The 17,954-nt window shown below is 39.9% G+C and carries 15 protein-coding genes; 8 read left to right on the top strand and 7 right to left on the bottom strand.

The window, feature by feature from the left end; all coding sequences use genetic code 11:
• Window positions 1-177: 177 nt before the first annotated feature.
• Together COJ96_RS12965 and COJ96_RS12960 are read left to right on the top strand one after the other, a co-directional pair.
• The gene (locus COJ96_RS12965) at window positions 178-843 is read left to right on the top strand and encodes a hypothetical protein (protein ID WP_098573879.1); all 666 of its coding nucleotides are present in this window, start codon (window positions 178-180) and stop codon (window positions 841-843) included.
• 32 nt (window positions 844-875) lie between these two features.
• The gene (locus COJ96_RS12960; protein ID WP_098573877.1) at window positions 876-2,399 is read left to right on the top strand and encodes a glycine betaine uptake BCCT transporter; all 1,524 of its coding nucleotides are present in this window, start codon (window positions 876-878) and stop codon (window positions 2,397-2,399) included.
• Between the two features lie 312 nt (window positions 2,400-2,711).
• Here the strand turns inward: COJ96_RS12960 and COJ96_RS12955 are convergent, their stop codons facing one another.
• Window positions 2,712-3,002 (bottom strand): hypothetical protein, encoded by a 291-nt coding sequence (locus COJ96_RS12955; RefSeq protein ID WP_098573875.1) that lies wholly within the window; start codon window positions 3,000-3,002, stop codon window positions 2,712-2,714.
• A gap of 166 nt (window positions 3,003-3,168) precedes the next feature.
• Between COJ96_RS12955 and COJ96_RS12950 the strand changes: the two genes are divergently transcribed.
• The 3 genes from COJ96_RS12950 (at window position 3,169) to COJ96_RS12935 (ending at window position 6,494) form a co-directional block, all read left to right on the top strand.
• A complete protein-coding gene (locus COJ96_RS12950; RefSeq protein ID WP_257148506.1) occupies window positions 3,169-4,365 on the top strand; it encodes an MFS transporter in 1,197 nt (398 codons plus the stop codon).
• A gap of 423 nt (window positions 4,366-4,788) precedes the next feature.
• Window positions 4,789-4,992 carry a DUF3311 domain-containing protein gene (locus COJ96_RS12940; RefSeq protein WP_098573872.1) on the top strand — a complete coding sequence of 68 codons (204 nt, stop codon included), beginning with the start codon at window positions 4,789-4,791 and terminating at the stop codon, window positions 4,990-4,992.
• On the top strand, window positions 4,992-6,494 hold the full coding sequence (locus tag COJ96_RS12935) for a sodium:solute symporter family protein (protein WP_098573870.1): 1,503 nt from the start codon (window positions 4,992-4,994) through the stop codon (window positions 6,492-6,494). Before COJ96_RS12940 ends, COJ96_RS12935 begins: the two co-directional genes overlap by 1 nt.
• Window positions 6,495-6,555: 61 nt before the next feature.
• On the opposite strand, the gene nagZ is transcribed toward COJ96_RS12935, so the two are convergent.
• Window positions 6,556-8,301 carry a beta-N-acetylhexosaminidase gene (gene nagZ, locus COJ96_RS12930; RefSeq protein WP_098573868.1) on the bottom strand — a complete coding sequence of 582 codons (1,746 nt, stop codon included), beginning with the start codon at window positions 8,299-8,301 and terminating at the stop codon, window positions 6,556-6,558.
• Window positions 8,302-8,627: 326 nt separating this feature from the next.
• Between nagZ and COJ96_RS12925 the strand changes: the two genes are divergently transcribed.
• Window positions 8,628-9,818 (top strand): MFS transporter, encoded by a 1,191-nt coding sequence (locus COJ96_RS12925; protein ID WP_098573866.1) that lies wholly within the window; start codon window positions 8,628-8,630, stop codon window positions 9,816-9,818.
• Between the two features lie 135 nt (window positions 9,819-9,953).
• Here COJ96_RS12925 and COJ96_RS12920 read toward each other — a convergent pair whose 3' ends face one another.
• Window positions 9,954-10,301 carry a Na-translocating system protein MpsC family protein gene (locus tag COJ96_RS12920; RefSeq protein ID WP_098573864.1) on the bottom strand — a complete coding sequence of 116 codons (348 nt, stop codon included), beginning with the start codon at window positions 10,299-10,301 and terminating at the stop codon, window positions 9,954-9,956.
• 385 nt (window positions 10,302-10,686) lie between these two features.
• Between COJ96_RS12920 and COJ96_RS12915 the strand changes: the two genes are divergently transcribed.
• Complete coding sequence (locus COJ96_RS12915) at window positions 10,687-11,358, top strand: trimeric intracellular cation channel family protein (RefSeq protein ID WP_098573862.1); 672 nt, start codon at window positions 10,687-10,689, stop codon at window positions 11,356-11,358.
• A 156-nt stretch (window positions 11,359-11,514) separates the two neighbouring features.
• On the opposite strand, the gene COJ96_RS12910 is transcribed toward COJ96_RS12915, so the two are convergent.
• From COJ96_RS12910 to solA, 4 genes are all read right to left on the bottom strand, one after another.
• Entirely contained in the window at window positions 11,515-12,711 is a 1,197-nt protein-coding gene (locus COJ96_RS12910) for an AraC family transcriptional regulator (protein WP_098573860.1), read from the bottom strand.
• Window positions 12,712-12,787: 76 nt separating this feature from the next.
• Complete coding sequence (gene hutH, locus COJ96_RS12905; protein ID WP_098573858.1) at window positions 12,788-14,347, bottom strand: histidine ammonia-lyase; 1,560 nt, start codon at window positions 14,345-14,347, stop codon at window positions 12,788-12,790.
• Between the two features lie 25 nt (window positions 14,348-14,372).
• Window positions 14,373-15,752, bottom strand: a complete 1,380-nt coding sequence (locus COJ96_RS12900; protein ID WP_098573856.1) for an MFS transporter — start codon at window positions 15,750-15,752, stop codon at window positions 14,373-14,375.
• Window positions 15,753-15,986: 234 nt separating this feature from the next.
• The gene (gene solA / locus COJ96_RS12895; RefSeq protein WP_098573853.1) at window positions 15,987-17,126 is read right to left on the bottom strand and encodes an N-methyl-L-tryptophan oxidase; all 1,140 of its coding nucleotides are present in this window, start codon (window positions 17,124-17,126) and stop codon (window positions 15,987-15,989) included.
• A gap of 400 nt (window positions 17,127-17,526) precedes the next feature.
• Here solA and COJ96_RS12885 point away from each other — a divergent pair.
• Window positions 17,527-17,954: transposase (locus tag COJ96_RS12885; RefSeq protein ID WP_142332998.1), on the top strand; the 428-nt coding region annotated here is incomplete at its 3' end.

Below are 17,954 nucleotides of genomic sequence, written 5' to 3'. Positions count from 1 at the left end.
CTCTCTCCCCTCCTATTTATATCATTCAGCCTTTTCTATTTTATCTAAACTGAAAAATCCTCCCACTTAAACTTCATGTTTTTCCAGAAAAAAGACATCCTAAAGATGACAGCGATGTATCCAAATTCCAAGTTGTTATGAATACTGCTCCACCTATGACTGAAGGGAGACTTAGTAATGAAGCTGTATCAAGTCAGAAAAGGGCAATTTGTTTACTATAACAATGAGTTACACAAGGTGTATGGAGTAAAACCAATGTATAAACTCTCCGTTCATCTGATCAAGTTAAGGGATTCAACACAGCATATAACCAATGCAGCGAGTGTGGAAAAATACATTCCAAGGGAAAATGATAGCTTTATTTATAATCATAAGGTATATACGCTTCGGAATAACCAAAAACCAGTAGCGGGAGATTTGATATTCATTAACAATCCGGATCCCGATACCCTGGACCACTATTCCTTAAATGAAATTGAAGTGGTGGAAACGGTTGATAAAAAAGGGGTCATTACAAGCGATTTGGATGGGATCAAGCATACCGAATATTTATTGATGGTACCTGGACGTGCTCCTGACAGTCATCCGATCGATTATAAAGACATGATAAATATGGAGGAAAACATTGATGACGCCGGCCCGCAAATTGTTCATCCATACGGTGAGTTATCCACGCAGTTGGGTGACATATATAAAAAGAAGGATAATGATGTGTTAATCGAAGCGATGGTGGTGGCGATCAAAGGACAAACCATTTATCTTGGAGGCGGTTTAGAGGTGCCGCATGAAGAGTTGATGGATACGGATACGTGGGAATTTCAATACAATCCGTTTAATAACTAGCATTAGTATTTTTCCAGTACCAGGAGGTTTCCATGGATAAAATTAAAGAAAATAGTGTATTCCTTATCTCTCTATTACTGACCCTCATATTTATTGTCTGGGGCGTTTTTTTCACAGAGAATCTTACCAAAGTCACCAACGCCGTTTATAATAGCTCCATTGATTACCTTGGCTGGGTTTATCTAGGTACTACCCTATTCTTCGTCTTTTTTTCGATATACTTATTGCTCTCAAGATATGGAAATATCCGACTCGGCAGAAAAACCGACACGCCTGATTTCTCCACTCCTTCCTGGCTGGCCATGCTGTTTGGTGCGGGTATGGGTGTAGGGATTGTATACTGGAGTGTTGCCGAACCGGTAACCCATTATACAGCTCCTCCGTACGGAAAAGCTTATACCATTGATGCAGCGAACACCGCAATGAAATATACATTTTTCCATTGGGGCCTGCACCCATGGGCAATCTACACGGTTATTGGTTTAGCCCTTGCTTTTTTTCAATATAATAAACGGCTTCCTGCTGCGATCAGTTCCGCGTTCCATCCCATTTTGGGCGACAGGATTTATGGACCGATAGGCAAAACGATTGATATTCTGTCCATTTTTGCCACAGTCTTCGGGATTGCCACCTCTTTGGGGCTTGGGGCTATGCAGGTCACTGCAGGTATGCATGACATATTCGGAATTCCTAATACGTTATTGATTCAGCTGATTGTCATTGTGGTCGCAACAATCCTTTTTATTATTTCCCTTAATACAGGCTTGGAAAAAGGAATAAAGTATTTATCCAACGCAGCCATCATCTTTTCAGTGGCGATTCTTGTACTGATTATGATTGTCGGTCCGGCGTTAACGGTTATTAAAGTGTTTTTCAATACAACAGGACTGTATCTAAGTGACTTTTTACATATGAGTTTACGGATAAGTCCTTTTGGAAAAGGGGAGAAATGGATTGCTTCCTGGACTCTGTTTTACTGGGCTTGGTGGATTGCCTGGGCACCATTCGTCGGCATGTTCATTGCCCGGGTTTCAAGAGGACGGACAATAAAGGAGTTTGTGGTTGGGGTTTTGATCGTTCCCACACTTGGAACCTGTCTTTGGATGTCCGTGTTTGGAGGTTCAGCACTGGACATTGTTCAGGATCCCGGAAACCGTGATTTGGCAAAACATATCGCCGACAATATAAACTTGTCTATATTTATATTCTTCGACCACCTTCCATTAAGCTCCCTATTAAGTATTTTAGGTTTCGCCGTGATCGCTATTTATTATATTACTGTTGCTGACACTGCGACCTTTGTCTTAGGGATGCTAAGTGAAGGCGGAACGCTAAATCCATCAAACAAAATAAAAATGACATGGGGGATCATCCAGTCTGCTTTATCCGCTGTCTTGCTGATTGCCGGTGGCTTGGAGGTATTGCAGACCGCTTCCATCGCCGCTGCACTCCCATTTGCCATTATCATGCTCGCCATGTGCTACTCATTGCTAACAGGCCTAAAAAAGGAAGTTGAATTACAAAGAGGCAATAAACGAAGCACGCAACACTATTAATTTTTTAATAAAAAACCTTCCTGATTGTGTAATTGATCAGGAAGGTTTTTGTGTAAGTAACATAAGCGGAGATTTTCCGGTTAAATGCAAAATGGGGCTCGTTTCGGGGTAAATAAGGGAAGTTTTTCCGACTATGCAGTGCAAAATCCCCCATTTTCAAGTTTTTCGAGTAAATAAGCGGAATTTCTCCGTCTATTGAAGCTATTTTTAATGCTAATTACAAATTAAGCGGAATTTTTCCGTCTATTTATCTGATCGGGTGCTTAACATGATCCCCCAACCGATAAAAGCGGGTCCTCTTGCGGATTGAACCTAGTGTATCCCCACAAATCGTTTATGCTCCTTAATCACCAACTGAATAAATTTTTCCCTCTCCCATTCACTACTTTTAAGAATCTTAACATTTTCAGGCTTTTTCAAAAAACGTTTTACTTTGTTGTTGTGCCAAATGATGTAATTATAGCGAACATCTTTATCCAAATCGGCAAACCATTCTTCTTCCTTTAATTCATTGATATTTTTTTCAAGCTTTGACTTTGGAGTAGGAATCATTGCCTCTATTAGAGCGCCAATCAAATCAATTATAAAATCAGCTATCAACATTTCCACTACTCCTGTCATGAAGAAGAATTCGTTTTGCATTTAAATGATAGTATGGCAATGTTTGAAAGTAAATATTTTGGAGGACCATTCCCTATATTTTGGAAGGTTTTTCTTTCCTTTTGTAGAATCAATTAAACTCCGGGTGTTATTAAAGGGGGAATATAGATTGATCACAACGACTGATGACAGCGCGAGGACGGAGCATTCCTCCATGTCTAAAAAGTTAATTTTATTAATGTCGCTTGCCTGTGGGATGGCGGTAGCAAATCTTTATTATAATCAACCGCTCCTTGCCGACATGGGGCGAAGCTTTCATGCGACTGCCCACCAAATCTCAAACATCGCCATGTTTACACAGATTGGATATGCTGTTGGGATGTTTATATTCGTCCCAATGGGAGATATGAAGGAACGCCGGCTGTTGATTGCCAGTTTATTGATTGCCGTTACGCTTTCCCTTATAGGGATTGCCACTGCGCAAAACCTTCTCTGGATAAACCTTGCGAGTTTTGCAGTGGGAGTGACCACGGTGGTACCACAAATCATCCTTCCCCTTGCAGCACAATTGGCCGCCCCCGTGGAAAGAGGAAAAGTAATAGGCAATATCATGGGTGGGTTATTCATCGGGATTCTATTAGCAAGAACCGTCTCAGGACTGATCGGAGGAAGCCTTGGCTGGCGCACCATGTACTGGATCGCTGCGGCAATGATGTTGGCTTTAGCAATCATATTGCAGACATTTCTTCCCAAGAGCTATCCAGAATCGCGTTTATCCTTTGCCGGACTTTATAAATCCATTGGGCATTTAATTGTGACCCAGCCGGTTTTAAGAGAAGCCTCATTAATCGGTGCAATGCTGTTCGGCAGTTTTAGCATATTTTGGACATCCCTCTCGTTTTTTCTTGAAGGGGAGCCCTATCATTATGGCAGTGAAGTCGCAGGATTATTTGGCTTAATAGGAATAGTAGGCGTAATGGGTGCACCAATCGTCGGCCGTTTGGCAGACCGATTCAATGCCAAAACAATGGTAGGCCTGTTAATTGGGATTTGCCTATTCTCCTATCTATTCTTCGGTTTTTTGGGAACCTCCTTATGGGCATTATTTGTCGGAGTGGTTCTGTTAGATTTAGGTGTCCAGGGTGCCCAAGTCTCCAATCAAACCAGAATCTACAGTTTAATCCCAGAGGCACGGAGTCGGTTAAATACCGTGTACATGGTTAGTTATTTTCTCGGCGGTTCGCTTGGTTCAACACTTAGCGGCTATGCATGGAGCTGGTGGAAATGGCAAGGAGTTTGTGTGACAGGGGGCATTATGATCGTTATTGCACTAATCATCTGGGCCGCTCATCGGACAAAAACATAAATAGGAAAAGCTTAATGGAAATGTCGTTAGCCTAACAACATTTCCATTAAGCTTTTTTATTGGCTATGTTAATCGATAATATTAATTTTAATAGCAAAGTTGATTGGAACGGAAGGCGCGAAGACTCCTGCGGGAGGACGGGGCAGGGGAGACCCCACAGGCGCTTAGCGCCGAGGAGGCTCCCCGGGCCGCCCGCGGAAAGCGAAGCGCCTGGAGTGGAAATCAACGGCCAGTTTTACAAGAGCCATTCATTAAAATAATAGTTTGTTAATTAGAATTTTGTAAATTGTTAAAAAATTAACTTGTAATCTCTTACCAGATTTGATACGATTACGAACATAAAAAATTATTCAACAATATTATTGGTATGACAATATTACTATTTTAATATTGCTCACCTATGATCAAACAGGAGGTTTCTACATGGGCAAAAAATTCATGAAATCATTACTAATTATACTTCCGTTACTTTCGCAATTAGTGGTACTGCCTTTGGCCAATCGAATCGATCCCATTATTTTAGGACTGCCTTTTCTTCAATTTTGGTTATTTTTATGGATCGTCTTAACACCCTTATGCACTTTAGGGATCTATCAACTTGATAAATCAGAAGGGAGTCTTGACTAATGCAACAAGGAAATTTGACAGCTTTGTTAATCACCGCATTCATTGTCTTAACCGTTGTTCTAATTGGATTTATAGCAGGACGTAATAAATCGTCGCGAAGCTCAGTAGAGGAATGGTCGGTTGGCGGCAGGCGCTTTGGAGGATTGCTGGTTTGGTTTTTAGTCGGCGCAGATTTATATACGGCTTATACCTTTTTAGGCCTGACTAGTACAGCTTATTCTGGAGGAAGTCTTGCCTTCTTTGCGATTCCTTATTGTATCATCGCTTACTTTGTTTCCTATTTCTATCTTCCTAAACTATGGAAGGTAGCAAATAAATTCAAGCTGACCACACTAGCGGATTATGCGCGAGAGCGTTTTGACAGTAAGCTCCTCTCTTCGATCATCGCTATTACCGGCGTATTGATGCTCATCCCGTATATTGATTTGCAGTTAGCCGGGATCCAAGATACGCTTCAAGTGGCTGGAACGGGCTTCATCAATGTTAAAGTAGTCGTGATTACATCCTTCCTGCTTGTTGCCCTGTTTACGTTCTTTAGCGGAATCAAAGGACCGACCTATACAGCCATCATTAAAGATGTACTCGTCTGGGCGATTATGTTATTCCTTGTGGTTTCTCTGCCGATTATTCATTTTGGCGGCTGGAGTCCAATGATTGATACCCTTGTAAAAGAATCGCCGCAGCTGCTGACGATTCCAACTTCCGGTCCAAAAGGAATCCCATGGTTCATCACCGCCTCACTTGTTTCAGCCTTGGCCTTATTTATGTGGGCTCACGGAGCAACTGGCGTATTTACCGCAAAAAGTGCGGATGCTGTTCGAAAAAATGCGATGTTCCTGCCTTTATACAATGTAGTCTTAATCTTGGTCATTTTTCTAGGCTTTGTCGCTTACCATGTCTTGCCTGCGGGAAGCGATCCGCGCTTTGCCTTTTTAAATCTGATTCAAGTTTCATACGGCGGGATCGGACAAGGGCTGGCCTATTCAACGATCGCCTTAGCATCGTTAATCCCTTGCTCGATTATGGCCATCGGTGCGTCCAACTTATTTGCCAACAACATCTACCGTGATTTAATTAATCCAAACGTAAAGGGTGCTAAATTAACACTTGTCACACGTTCGATGGTATTCGTTGTCATTGGTCTTGCTTTATTATTCGGCCTGTTATTCCCTACTGCCCTCGTATCATTACAGCTTTTAGGGGTGTCCGGAATGGTGCAAATTTTCCCAGCCATTGTTGTGAGCTTATTCTGGAAAAATCAAACGAGAGAAGCTACAACGATTGGATTGCTCGTCGGATTGGCCACAACTTTTACCGTTTACGCAACAAACAGCGCACATGGAATTTATGAAGGATTTTGGGGATTATCAGCAAACTTACTAACGATTGTTATTTTGAATCCATTCTTTGCCGCTAAAGCAAAGCATCAAACCAATTCGATAAAAGAGTTTTTGTTTAATCGATCAAAGTTTGTCCAAATAAATCATCGAAAAGGTGCATAACCAAATAAAAAAACACCGTTGGGTCTATAGTCCAAACGGTGTTTTTTGCCTGGTTGAAAGATTAATTTGAGTACTCATCCAGAAGTTTTTTTATGGATTGGTTTACTTCCTCTATATTCGCATTGTTCACTTTCTCATTATTTATTTCATATTTCTTTTTTAGCTCCAAAATTCTACTGACACTTTCATTTATTCTTTGTTCCGTAATTTCCCCTTTTTGGACAGCGCTTTTTAAAGAAGAAATGGCTTCCACTGCATTGTTATAACCATGTCCAACTAAAATAATATCACTGCCGGCCTTAACTGATTCGACTGCGGCTCTGCCAATCGAATAATGGTCGATAATCGCCCCCATGGTCATGTCATCCGTGATGACAACACCGCTATAGTCCAGCTGTTGCCTCAAGATCCCTGTTATTATATTTTTGGACATAGATGATGGAAAATCAGCATCCAGTTTTGGCAATAAGATATGGGCCACCATAACAACATCCGCACCGCTATTGATTGCCTTCTCAAACGGGATTAATTCGAGCTCTTTTAGCTGTTGCAGGCTTTTATTGACAATGGGCAGCTCCAGATGGGAGTCAACAGACGTATCTCCATGTCCTGGAAAATGCTTAATGGTAGGGATAATGTGTTGCGATTGTATTCCTTTAAAAGTTTGAATACCAAGCTTACTCACAATTTCAGCATTATTCCCGTATGAACGATCCCCTATCACCGGGTTATTTGGATTGCTGTTGATGTCCAGCACAGGAGCAAAATCAAGATTGAAACCAAATTCCTTTAACTCCTTCCCTAACATCGTCCCCACCTGATAGGAAAACTGAGAATTATTAATGGCCCCAATTTCTTTATTGGTTGGAAAATTAATCAATCCACCAGGGAGCCTGGTCACACGCCCGCCTTCTTGATCCACTCCCAAGAGAAGCGGCACCTTCTGGCCATTTTCAGACTTCACTTGATTCAATAGCTGCACCGTTTGTGATGGGTTGATTAAATTGTCTTTGTAAAAAATAATCCCGCCCACCTTGTATTTCGTTAATAAACTCTTTGTATTGGAATCCACGGTGGTGCCAGCTATACCTGCGAAGATCAATTGCCCAATTTTCTCATCTAAACTCAAGTCAGCTATGGTCTTTTGCTGGTCCGGTGGAGTAGATTGCTCGGCTTGATTTTTAACTTGTGTAAAGACGGATATATGGTCCACTTTTGGATTTGGCTCCTGATCGGTTGGTTTTGGTAAGATCCACTTTAACTCTGTTAAAGGGGTAACCTGATAAACAAGAATAATTTGGTCTTGTGTTTCATCTTTATAGTAGCGAATCTGATCAGGTTCGCCGCCTGCCTTCTTGATGTCATTTTGCCGGATTTTTTGTAATTCAGGATCATATGATCGGATATCCGAGACAATCTCACCTGTGTATCCTATAACGATATTTCGATTTTTATATTCTTCGTATCTACCACTTTCAGTGTCTGTTGTTTGGTCGGGTTCTCCCCATTTATTTTGTACTTCCTGCTTCTTAGCCTTCCCCGAAACGAAAGGGATACCGACCACTTTTCCTTCCTTCGCGAAGGAAAAAAGGTCATTAATATAGTCATGCAGCTTCTGATTATTATTTTCACCTAATTCTGGTGGAGTATTGGGTGAAGGTTCAACGACTGGTTGAGAGTTCTCCGTTGGGTTCTGCTTCCCTTCCCTGTCCTTATCCATAACATAAAAAACTACAACTAGAATAATAAAGAGCGATAGGGTGGACAAAATAAGTGGTTTCAAGATGGACTTTTTACGTTTTGACATAATAGAATCCCTTTCTTTGGCAAACTCACCATTTATATATTGCAAGTTTTACGCAATGTCTTGTTTATCCATTATACCTAAATGGAGCGTTAAAAACTTGCTGTAACATACAAATATGATTCATACCTCTGTATATTACAGCTTTTTAATGAATCCAGAAACCATGTTTTTATGATATAGAATGCCAGTGAATGAAGGAATCTAACTCCCTTTTTAATGGCTGGTAAAAAGTATGGACTATCCTAGTAAAAATGTTTTATGGTATGATGTTTTAATTGTTTACTGCCATGTTTCACATATACATTCATCAAAGAAAAGAGGTATTTATGAACTCTACTGAATTATCCAAGCGACATTGGTTGCTCATCTTTACACTTTCTTTATTAACATTTGTTCTTGGGACAAGCGAATTTGTTATCGTCGGGATCTTAACCGATATTTCCTCAGGTCTTCATATAGCGAATGAAAAAGCAGGAACACTCGTTTCTGCTTTTGCCATTACATTTGCCATTGCTACACCGCTCGTGATGAGCGCAACAAGTCATTTTCCTAAGCGTAAATGGATGTTGTTTTTAATAGGCTCGTTCATCATCCTGAATGCTTTGTGTGTGTTTTCGACGAGCTACATCATGCTTCTTGTACTTCGGATGATGACGGCGATTGTAACAGGTGTTTTAATCTCCCTTGCCATGATTGTTGCCAGTGAAGCCATTCCAAGCGCCAAACGAGGACTTGCTATATCATTTGTTTTCGGTGGTTTTACTCTTGCAAACGTGATTGGAGTACCAATTGGCACTGCGATCGCTGAATGGTACAACTGGAATGCAACTTTCCTGTTAACGACTTTTCTTGGTGGAATTGCGTTTTTGGCATCTTTCTTCGTTTTGCCTAATAAGCTCAGTCAATTTCGCAGTTCAATGCGTGATCAATTTTCTTTGTTGACACACCCTCGAATCTTAATGGCGTTTTTCATTCCATCTTTAGGATTTGGAGCGACGTATGCCGTTTATACGTATCTTGTTCCGATCCTGAATGGAATGGAAGCACCGAGTAATTCAATCAGTTTGATATTATTTGGCTACGGATTTATTTCGATTTTCAGCAACATACTCGCTGGAAAAATTGCTAGCAACAATGCGATCGGGCGTCTTCGCATTGTTTTCCTTTTGCAAGCAATTGTTCTAATCAGCTTATATTGGACTACAAATAATTTATTCTATGGATTGATTAACATTGGCTTGATGTCGTTAATGGCCATCCTTTTAACAACATCTACCCAGCTTTATTTGATTGACCTTGCAGGTATTTATCAACCAAAAGCGACAGGACTCGCTGCTTCACTAATGCCAGTCGCTAGCAATATCGGTATTGCCCTGGGGTCCGCAGCAGGCGGAATGGTTTACCATCAAGGCAATTTGATGAGTGTGACATGGGTCGGCGGATTGATTGCAATACTTGCAAGTCTCTTAACTTTTCTAAGCCATCACTTGGACCAAAAACAAACAAAACCCGCATGAATATCCCCATAGCTAAAGCTAGGAGTTTTACACTGCTATTTGATAATAAAAGAAGAAAGAAGTATCAAGAACCTTGAAGTGTTCTTTGATACTTCTTTCAAATGCCTCAAAACCAATACCTTTAAAAACAATCGGTTATAACTCAATCGTTTTTTCAAAAATAAATACAGATACAGCCATATCCTCTTCAATCTTTGCATCCGAAAATAAATGAAGCAGTTTTGAACCTACGATCTCCTCCATTCCCTCAGGTATTTTTTGCTTATATATATCCCGAATCATTTCGGTTCGGGCACTATGAATTACTTTTTTACCCTCTTGAGATTGTGCAATAAATTTTTCTGTCGGAGTTAGAATACCATACATGGTTGTGATGGCCATATCATCCACAAAGTGAGTAAAAATTCGCTCCGGTCCCTTTCCAAAAATCTCTTTCCGCATTTTCCGTACAATATCATTAAACGCTGTTTCCTTTTTCCCCATGTCTCTCCTCCTAACAACTCGATACTATACAACAAAGTCTACAAAAAATTCAACCAGTCCTAAATTTGTCTTGCTTTTCTGGTTGAGAGGAGTATAATCAATGCCGTTGGACAAAATTTAGACAAATTTTATTGATGGAGCCCTAATAAAACTTTTTGTTAGAACTCTATTTATTATTTCCAATGGAATGATTTATTAGTAGGCAATGCTAATTGATTACTCCACCACAAACTGTCGTCTGATGAGACGATTTCTTGTGGTGGAGTTTTTTGTATAAAAATGGAAAAAAATATTTTTCTTTCTTGCAAAGTATTTTCCAAAGTTCGTATTTTCGTCTAAAGAGATTAGGAAAATAAATTATTTATATCAGGAGGTTTTTAAAGGAATGTCTTGGATCGTCCTTCATTTTATCGGAATTATTTCATATGCAGCAAGCGGGGCTTTTGTAGCCCTTGAAGCAGAATATTCCTTTGTGGGGGTTTACGCATTGGGTTTAACCACAGCCTTTGGGGGAGGGATCGTACGAAATTTGATTATCGGTGTCCCTATTTCAGAGCTTTGGGACCATTCCATCATTTTAACAGTTTTAATAACGCTGACATTCATCGTATTATTGCCGCTAAAGTGGATTAATCATTGGAAGCGGTGGAGTTTATTTTTTGATTCCATTGGTCTTGCTTCCTTTGCTCTTCAAGGAGCAATGTCAGCCCAAAAGGTTTTTTCTAATGATTTGGGCGTAATGGTCTTGGCGTCGATGTTTACCGGCGTTGGAGGGGGGATGATTCGTGACATCATCGCTGCCCGAAAACCCCTTGCTTTAAAGGAAGAAATCCATGCAATTTTAACGATTTTATGTGCCATATGTATTTGGCTGGGTTGGAACACCCCCATTCAGTTGACCCTGATTGTCCTTATTGTTATGGCGTTACGCATGTCTGCTATTCGCTATCAGTGGCGGCTCCACCTGCCCTGCAATCATAAAAAGGGTAGGAAATCACAGATACGTATTTCTTTAGGTAGGAAATCCATAGAAAAGCCAATCTATGAAAAAAGCTAATAAAGATTTACCAGTCCAATTCTTATCAATATCACTTTACTATTTAAAGTTTAAAAGCTGGAAATCAGTTTGAGTATTTATCTATCTTTTCAGAAATCGGTAGACGTCTTATAGCAAAAAGAGCGGGCATCATCCTGATAAAGGAGGAAGCCGCTCTTATTTTTTTGTCCAATTCGTTGCTATACGATAATCGGAAGGGCTAAACTCCATATATTTTTTAAACATGCGGCTAAAATAATTAGCATCATCGAATCCTATTCTTGCTGCAATCTCGCTTATTGGCAAATCTGTCATCTCTAAATATGATAAAGACATGTCAATTCTCATTCGATTTAAATAATCAATCAAACTACTCCCTACTTCTTTCTTAAACAAATGACTAAAATGATGCCGGCTTATGCAACAATATTGTGCTACTTCATGTAGAGAAATACTCTTCTGATGGTTTTCTTTTATATAACGGATGGCTTGTTGAATTAAAGGAGTTACTGCATTTCGATTCGTGTTTTCTGATTGCTCCGTAAGCCAAACGGCATATTCACAAACCAGCTTGACACATTTGTCGTAACGAATAATATGATACAAGTTTTGAATAAAATTAGTATTATTGGAATGGATCGTTATTGCATTTGCACCTGAATCTATCACCCGTTTAGACAATAATAAGACGATGGACACTACTTCTGTTTTGAAAATATCCTCATTAAAATGACTAGCGACTGCTAATTTTTCCATGAGTCGTTTCAAATTAAGAATAATCCCTTCTATATCTCCAATTTTAACAAGTGCAAGCAATTCTGCCTTTTCTTCATTGAACGGATTAATAAGTGGCTCCTCATTATTTCGTTTCGTTTCGTAATGAAAGATTAATTGATTCCCTTGGAAAAAGCGGCCTGACATCGATTTCCTTGCTTCTATAAATGATTGGTACAGCGCATAAGGATCTCGATAATATCTGCCAATACCTATGGATACAGAAAGATCAATACAATTGGTAGCAAGTTGAATTTCTTTCGCCATATGAACCATTTTTCTATTAAACACATTTACGGAATCCTGTTCTTCCAATTCTAAGAGAAGAGCAAGAACACCCTCTTCGATCCAATTCCAAAGAAAAGGAATACTTACAGTTTCCTCAATTTTTCCCACTAGCTGCTGACCAACCTCTTTTTTCCACTCCAACGAATTCCCGCTTGCCATATCTGGATAACGGTCGATTGAAATAACCATTACTAAATGTGGATGAATAGATATTCCGAATTTTTGTTGTAATTCTGTAAATGTCCCTTCATGAACAAGCGTTCCAGAGAGTAGAAGATGGGAAAAAGCAGCGCTATTTGAATCTTGCTTCATAATTACTCCCCTCGTCCGTCCTGTCTTCTAAGTTAAAGAAAAGGAAGAAGCTTTCAGCGGCTTCCTCCTTAAACACTCAATATTCTATTTCTCCAATTAACTCTTCGACTAGTGTAACGATTTCTCCTTCTAGGATGTGCTGGTAAATGATTTCGATATCAGGATGGAAAAATCGGTCCTCTTTGACTGTTGGTACTTTCGCTCGGATAAACTGATGAACTTTTCCAGTTACCGGTGATGGACTCAATGATTCGTGGAAATCCAATGCCTGCGCGCCTAGCATGAGTTCAATCGCTAAAATATATTGAAGCTTCTTGGAAACTTGATAGGCTTTTTTAGCAGCAAAATAGGCAAAACTCACCACATCCTCTTGATTCGCACAAGTCGAGACATTATCAACAGTAGCAGGATGTGAAAGAACTCTGATTTCATTTAATAATCCCGCAGCCGTGTATTGTGGAATCATGTAGCCATTATTCAAGCCAGGATTGGCCACTAAGAAGCTGGGCAGTTCGCTTACATGATAATTCACTAGGCGATCAATCCGACGTTCCGCTATCTTGGCTAAGTTCGCCATTGCGATACACATCGAATCTGCATCCATTCCAACAAAAGAGCTATCGAAGTTTCCACCCATTAACGCAATTCCATCGTTCCCTTCCGGCCAGATGATTGGATTATCACTGGTGGACTGCATTTCATTCACCAAGTTTTCCAATGCATTTTTCATTACCTTTTTTACCGCACCATGAACTTGTGGAATACTTCGTAGACTTAGTGCATCTTGTAAGCGATAATCCTGGTACTTTTCAACAATTTCACTGCCATGAAGAATTCTTGCTAGATTTCGAGCTGTTTTACTCTGTTCCTCATGTTTTTTTAAGGAATGAAGGCGAGGGTCGAAAGCCTTTATGGTTCCTTTTAACGATTCAAACGACATAGCTCCCGAAATATCTGCGGTCTTCACAGCTTGAATCGCATTGTATAAAGCGAGAGCGGCAAACGCGGTAACTGAAGTCGTACCACTTAATAGGGCTAGTCCTTCTTTGCAGCCTAGTACCACTGGTTCCAGCCCTGCTCTTTCTAAGGCTTCACAGCCTGAAAGGAGGTCCCCATTATACCAAGCTGTCCCTTCACCCATTAATACTAAAGCAATGTGGGCTTCAGGAGCAAGATAGGCCACTGAGCCATCACCAGGTACAACCGGTAAGATGTCACGGTTCAATAATTCTGCCATTAGTTCTAAAACCGCTAAACTGACTCCTGAAAATCCATGTCCTAACTGGTTTAGGATCATTAACTGAATAGCTCTAACCACTTCCTTTTCCAGCGGATCTCCGACTGAAACAGCATGCGATCGAACAATATTGCGTTGTAGGATTTCTGCATCGTCCTTCGAGATTACTTTTGTTACATTGCTGCCAAATCCGGTCGTCACTCCATAAATCGCGCGCTCTTCTTGTAAAAACTTTTCGATTAATTCCCGTGAGGTTTTCACCCTGTTACAATACGTTTCTGTAAAAGTAACCTGGGCTGAATATCTTGCAACAGCTATCACTTCATGAATCGAAAGTTCCTGATCGCCAAGAATAACCTCTTTTATGTCCTTTGGGTGTAAGTTTTCATTCTTGGTCATCTAAAACACCTCTTTATTCAAAAGCTTATGATAAATTGCTTGTATTGGATAGCGAAGAATCTATGATTGAAGAGTTCCCCGTTTCAAGGTCTGGGTTATCTACTTCACTCATTGACAGATACTTGGTTTCTGGTGCCCACGCAATTGAGACAATCGTTCCAATCAATAGAATCGCACTCATCGCAATCATAGAAGGCCCCATTCCCCATGAACTAACACTTACAGGTAACAGAAAGGTTCCGATTGCAGAACCAATGCGGCTTACTGCAGTCGTAACACCAACGCCTGTTCCACGAATTTCTGTCGGGAAAAGTTCTGCAGGATAGACTAACGTAAGGTTGGAAGCAGCAGACATCACAAATGTGAAGGTTGCAAATACAATAATTGCTATAGTATGTGATTCTTTCGGTAATACACTTAATATAAATAAAGAAACGGTAAGAATGATAAACGTATAAATGGTGAAGCCTCTTCGTGTAAGCTTTTCGGTACACCATACCCCAACGATGGCACCGGCTAGAAGGAACAGGTTCAGCTGCATATCAACACTAAACGTTTCTTCAAATCCCATTTTACTCAATATGGTAGGGAGAAAGGTATAGATGGCGAAATACGGAACAACCTGACATAAATAAAATAAAGATCCAAATGTTGTCCGCTTCCAAAGATGCTTACTGAAAAGATCAACCATACGGAAAGCTGTTTTGGAATTTTCTTTAATCGTTTCATCCATTATGGCATTGGGACCAATATATTTTCTTACGATGGCACGAGCCTCTTCCGCACGTCCCATTTTAAGTAACCAGAGTGGCGATTCGGGAGTTCCAATACGCAAAATTAGTACAATAAAAGCGGGAATAGCAGCACTTACAAGCATCCATCGCCAAGAATCCGGTCCAGATTTTTGTAAATAAAAACCGACGATATTTGAAACGACATACCCGACAGTCCAGAGTACATTTAAAGAAGAAAGCAATAATCCTCTATACTTTCTAGGGGCAAACTCAGCAAGTAATGTCGATCCAACTGCGTAGTCTCCTCCTAATGCAATCCCAATCATTAAGCGTAAAATGAATAGCGTCCATGGGTCATGTACAAAAAACTGTAAAGCAGAGGCAATCGTTATAATCAGAAAATTAGCTAAGTAGATTTTTTGCCTGCCAATCCGATCAGATAATCCTCCTAGAAAAAGGCTCCCAAAAAAGAGACCAATTAAAGCGGAGCTTCCGATTAATCCTTCCCATATAGGTCCTAGTTTCATTTCTGGCCCTAATAAAGAAAGCGCCATTCCAATAATTCCTAAAGCAAAACCATCGGAAAAATTAGAACCGAAAGTAAGTGCCGTAATTCGAAGGTGAAATTTATTAAGTGGGGCATCATCCATTAAATATTTTTGATTGCTCATAAAAAACTCCTTTTCAATGTTTTTTAATTTTTCTGAAAAATTTTTCCAAAAAAAATAACTTTCTTCCTTTCATCCTTATTAAAGCGTTCACACTTTAGCTAACTAAATTATAATGTTTTGAAATAAAGAAGGCTCTAGATAATCATTCGAACTATTAGCACAATATTGCTATTGTAAAGTCAGTTCACCAACAAAAAAAGAAGGAAATCTCGTTAAGAGTCTCCCTCTCTAACTTTAATATTTTTTAAATCGTTGAAGTGTAAACATCGAGATATCATAATTTGCTTGACCTTCTGTAACTAGATTACAAATAACTTTTCCTACGACGCTTGAAAATTTAAAGCCATGTCCGGAAAAGCCTGCAGCTATTATGATATTTGAAAATGCAGGGTGACGGTCAATGATAAAATGTTCATCTGGCGTCAGTGTATAAAGACATGTCTTTCCTTTTATAAGAGGGCCATTGGCTTTCGGCAGGTACTTCCTAATAAAATCTCGACACTGATACTCATCTGATGAACCCACTTCATATTCCCGATTGAAACAATCCGGCTCTACCATTTCACCTCCATCATGTCTTCCAATCTTTAATCCACTTCCATTAATAGATGGAAAGCCATAAAAATGTTCATTGGATACTTCCATACTAAAAGCAGGAAAATGACTAGAGTCATAGAGACGCTCATCGCATTCAAACCAGGAGACGGTCTTACGTGTCGGTTGAAGAGGAAGTTCAAACCCTGTTCCCTCAAGGATTTTCCCTGTCCATGCTCCTGAAGAGACAACTACATAATCAGCAGCATATTGTGCATGCTTTGTATGTACAATGGAACCTTCGGCAAACTTCTCTATTTTTTCGACTTTTGTATGAGGTACTAAGGTCATCCCATTCTCTAAACCTTGCCTGCGATAAGCTCGAATACATTCTTCACTAAAAAGCACCCCAGATTTTTTTTCTAAACACCCAACCAGGCCCTCTGGTAGAGAAATGCCTTTCCAGCGATCATTAATCGCATTACTTGTTAGGACTTCCTGTGGTAAAGAAAATTCCTTGGCACTTTTGATTACCTCTTCGATAAAGGGAGAGCCCTCTGCACCTACACACAAGACACCTGTAGGAGAAAACAACTCCATTCCTGATTCTTGTTCTAATTCCTGCCACAATTCTTGCGCCCCGAGCGCAAGCGGAACATATTGCCTTCCTTCTCCATATGCATGACGAATGATTCTCGTATCTCCATGATGACTTCCAAAGCTATGTGGAGGATCATTAGCATCTATTAATAAGGTTCTTTTCCCAAGTTTTGATAAGTAATACCCCGCAGCCATGCCCATCGACCCTGCGCCTACAATTACAACATCATAATGGTCCATCAAACAAATCACTCAACCTTCCATTCTCTTATTTATGTATGAAATAATAATATCAGAAAATTCTTTTAGATCGGAGGATTTTACTATCCTTAAAAATTAGGTCCTGTATAAAGAGGACACTGAAAAAGTCCCTGAATTTAGGTTTCGTGTATAAAATGGTCTGTTGATTTCCTCTCCAGGCGGCTTCGCTTTCCGCGGGGCGGGCGGTGAGCCTCCTCGGCTGCGCCTGTGGGGTCTCACCTGTCCCGCTGCTCCCGCAGGAGTCTTCGCCGCCTTCCGTTCCAATCAACAGAGTTCTTTTACCTGGGCTAAATTTAAAAAGGTATAATTCCTTATTATTAAAGGGATTATACCTTTTTTGCTGTATAATTAAAGTATCAATTTCAAACGGGTGGGTACAATGATACAAAATCAACAATCAATGATTTTTAGTCCATATATGGGTATTTATGAAATAGTTGTTCCAAAGGATAATCTTTTGCGTAAACTTAACGACTTGGTTGACTTCTCTTTTGTTTATGATGAACTTATGGATAAATATTGTCATGATAATGGTCGAAACGCTATCGACCCTATTCGCATGTTCAAATATTTATTGTTAAAAACCATTTATGACCTGTCTGATGTTGATATAGTTGACCGTTCGAAATACGATATGTCATTTAAGTATTTTCTTCATATGGCTCCGGAGGAGCCGGTAATTGAGCCAAGTTCTTTAACTAAGTTTCGAAAACTTCGTTTAAAAGATGTAGACCTTTTGGATTTGCTAATCAATAAAACCGTTGAAATTGCCATTGAAAAAGAAATTATCAAAAGTAAATCCATTAT

The organism is Bacillus sp. AFS073361, assembly GCF_002567005.1.
In the GTDB taxonomy this organism is placed as follows: domain Bacteria; phylum Bacillota; class Bacilli; order Bacillales; family Cytobacillaceae; genus Neobacillus.
Note: the sequence above shows the minus strand (reverse complement) of the source record. Positions and strands in the feature narration are given on the sequence as shown.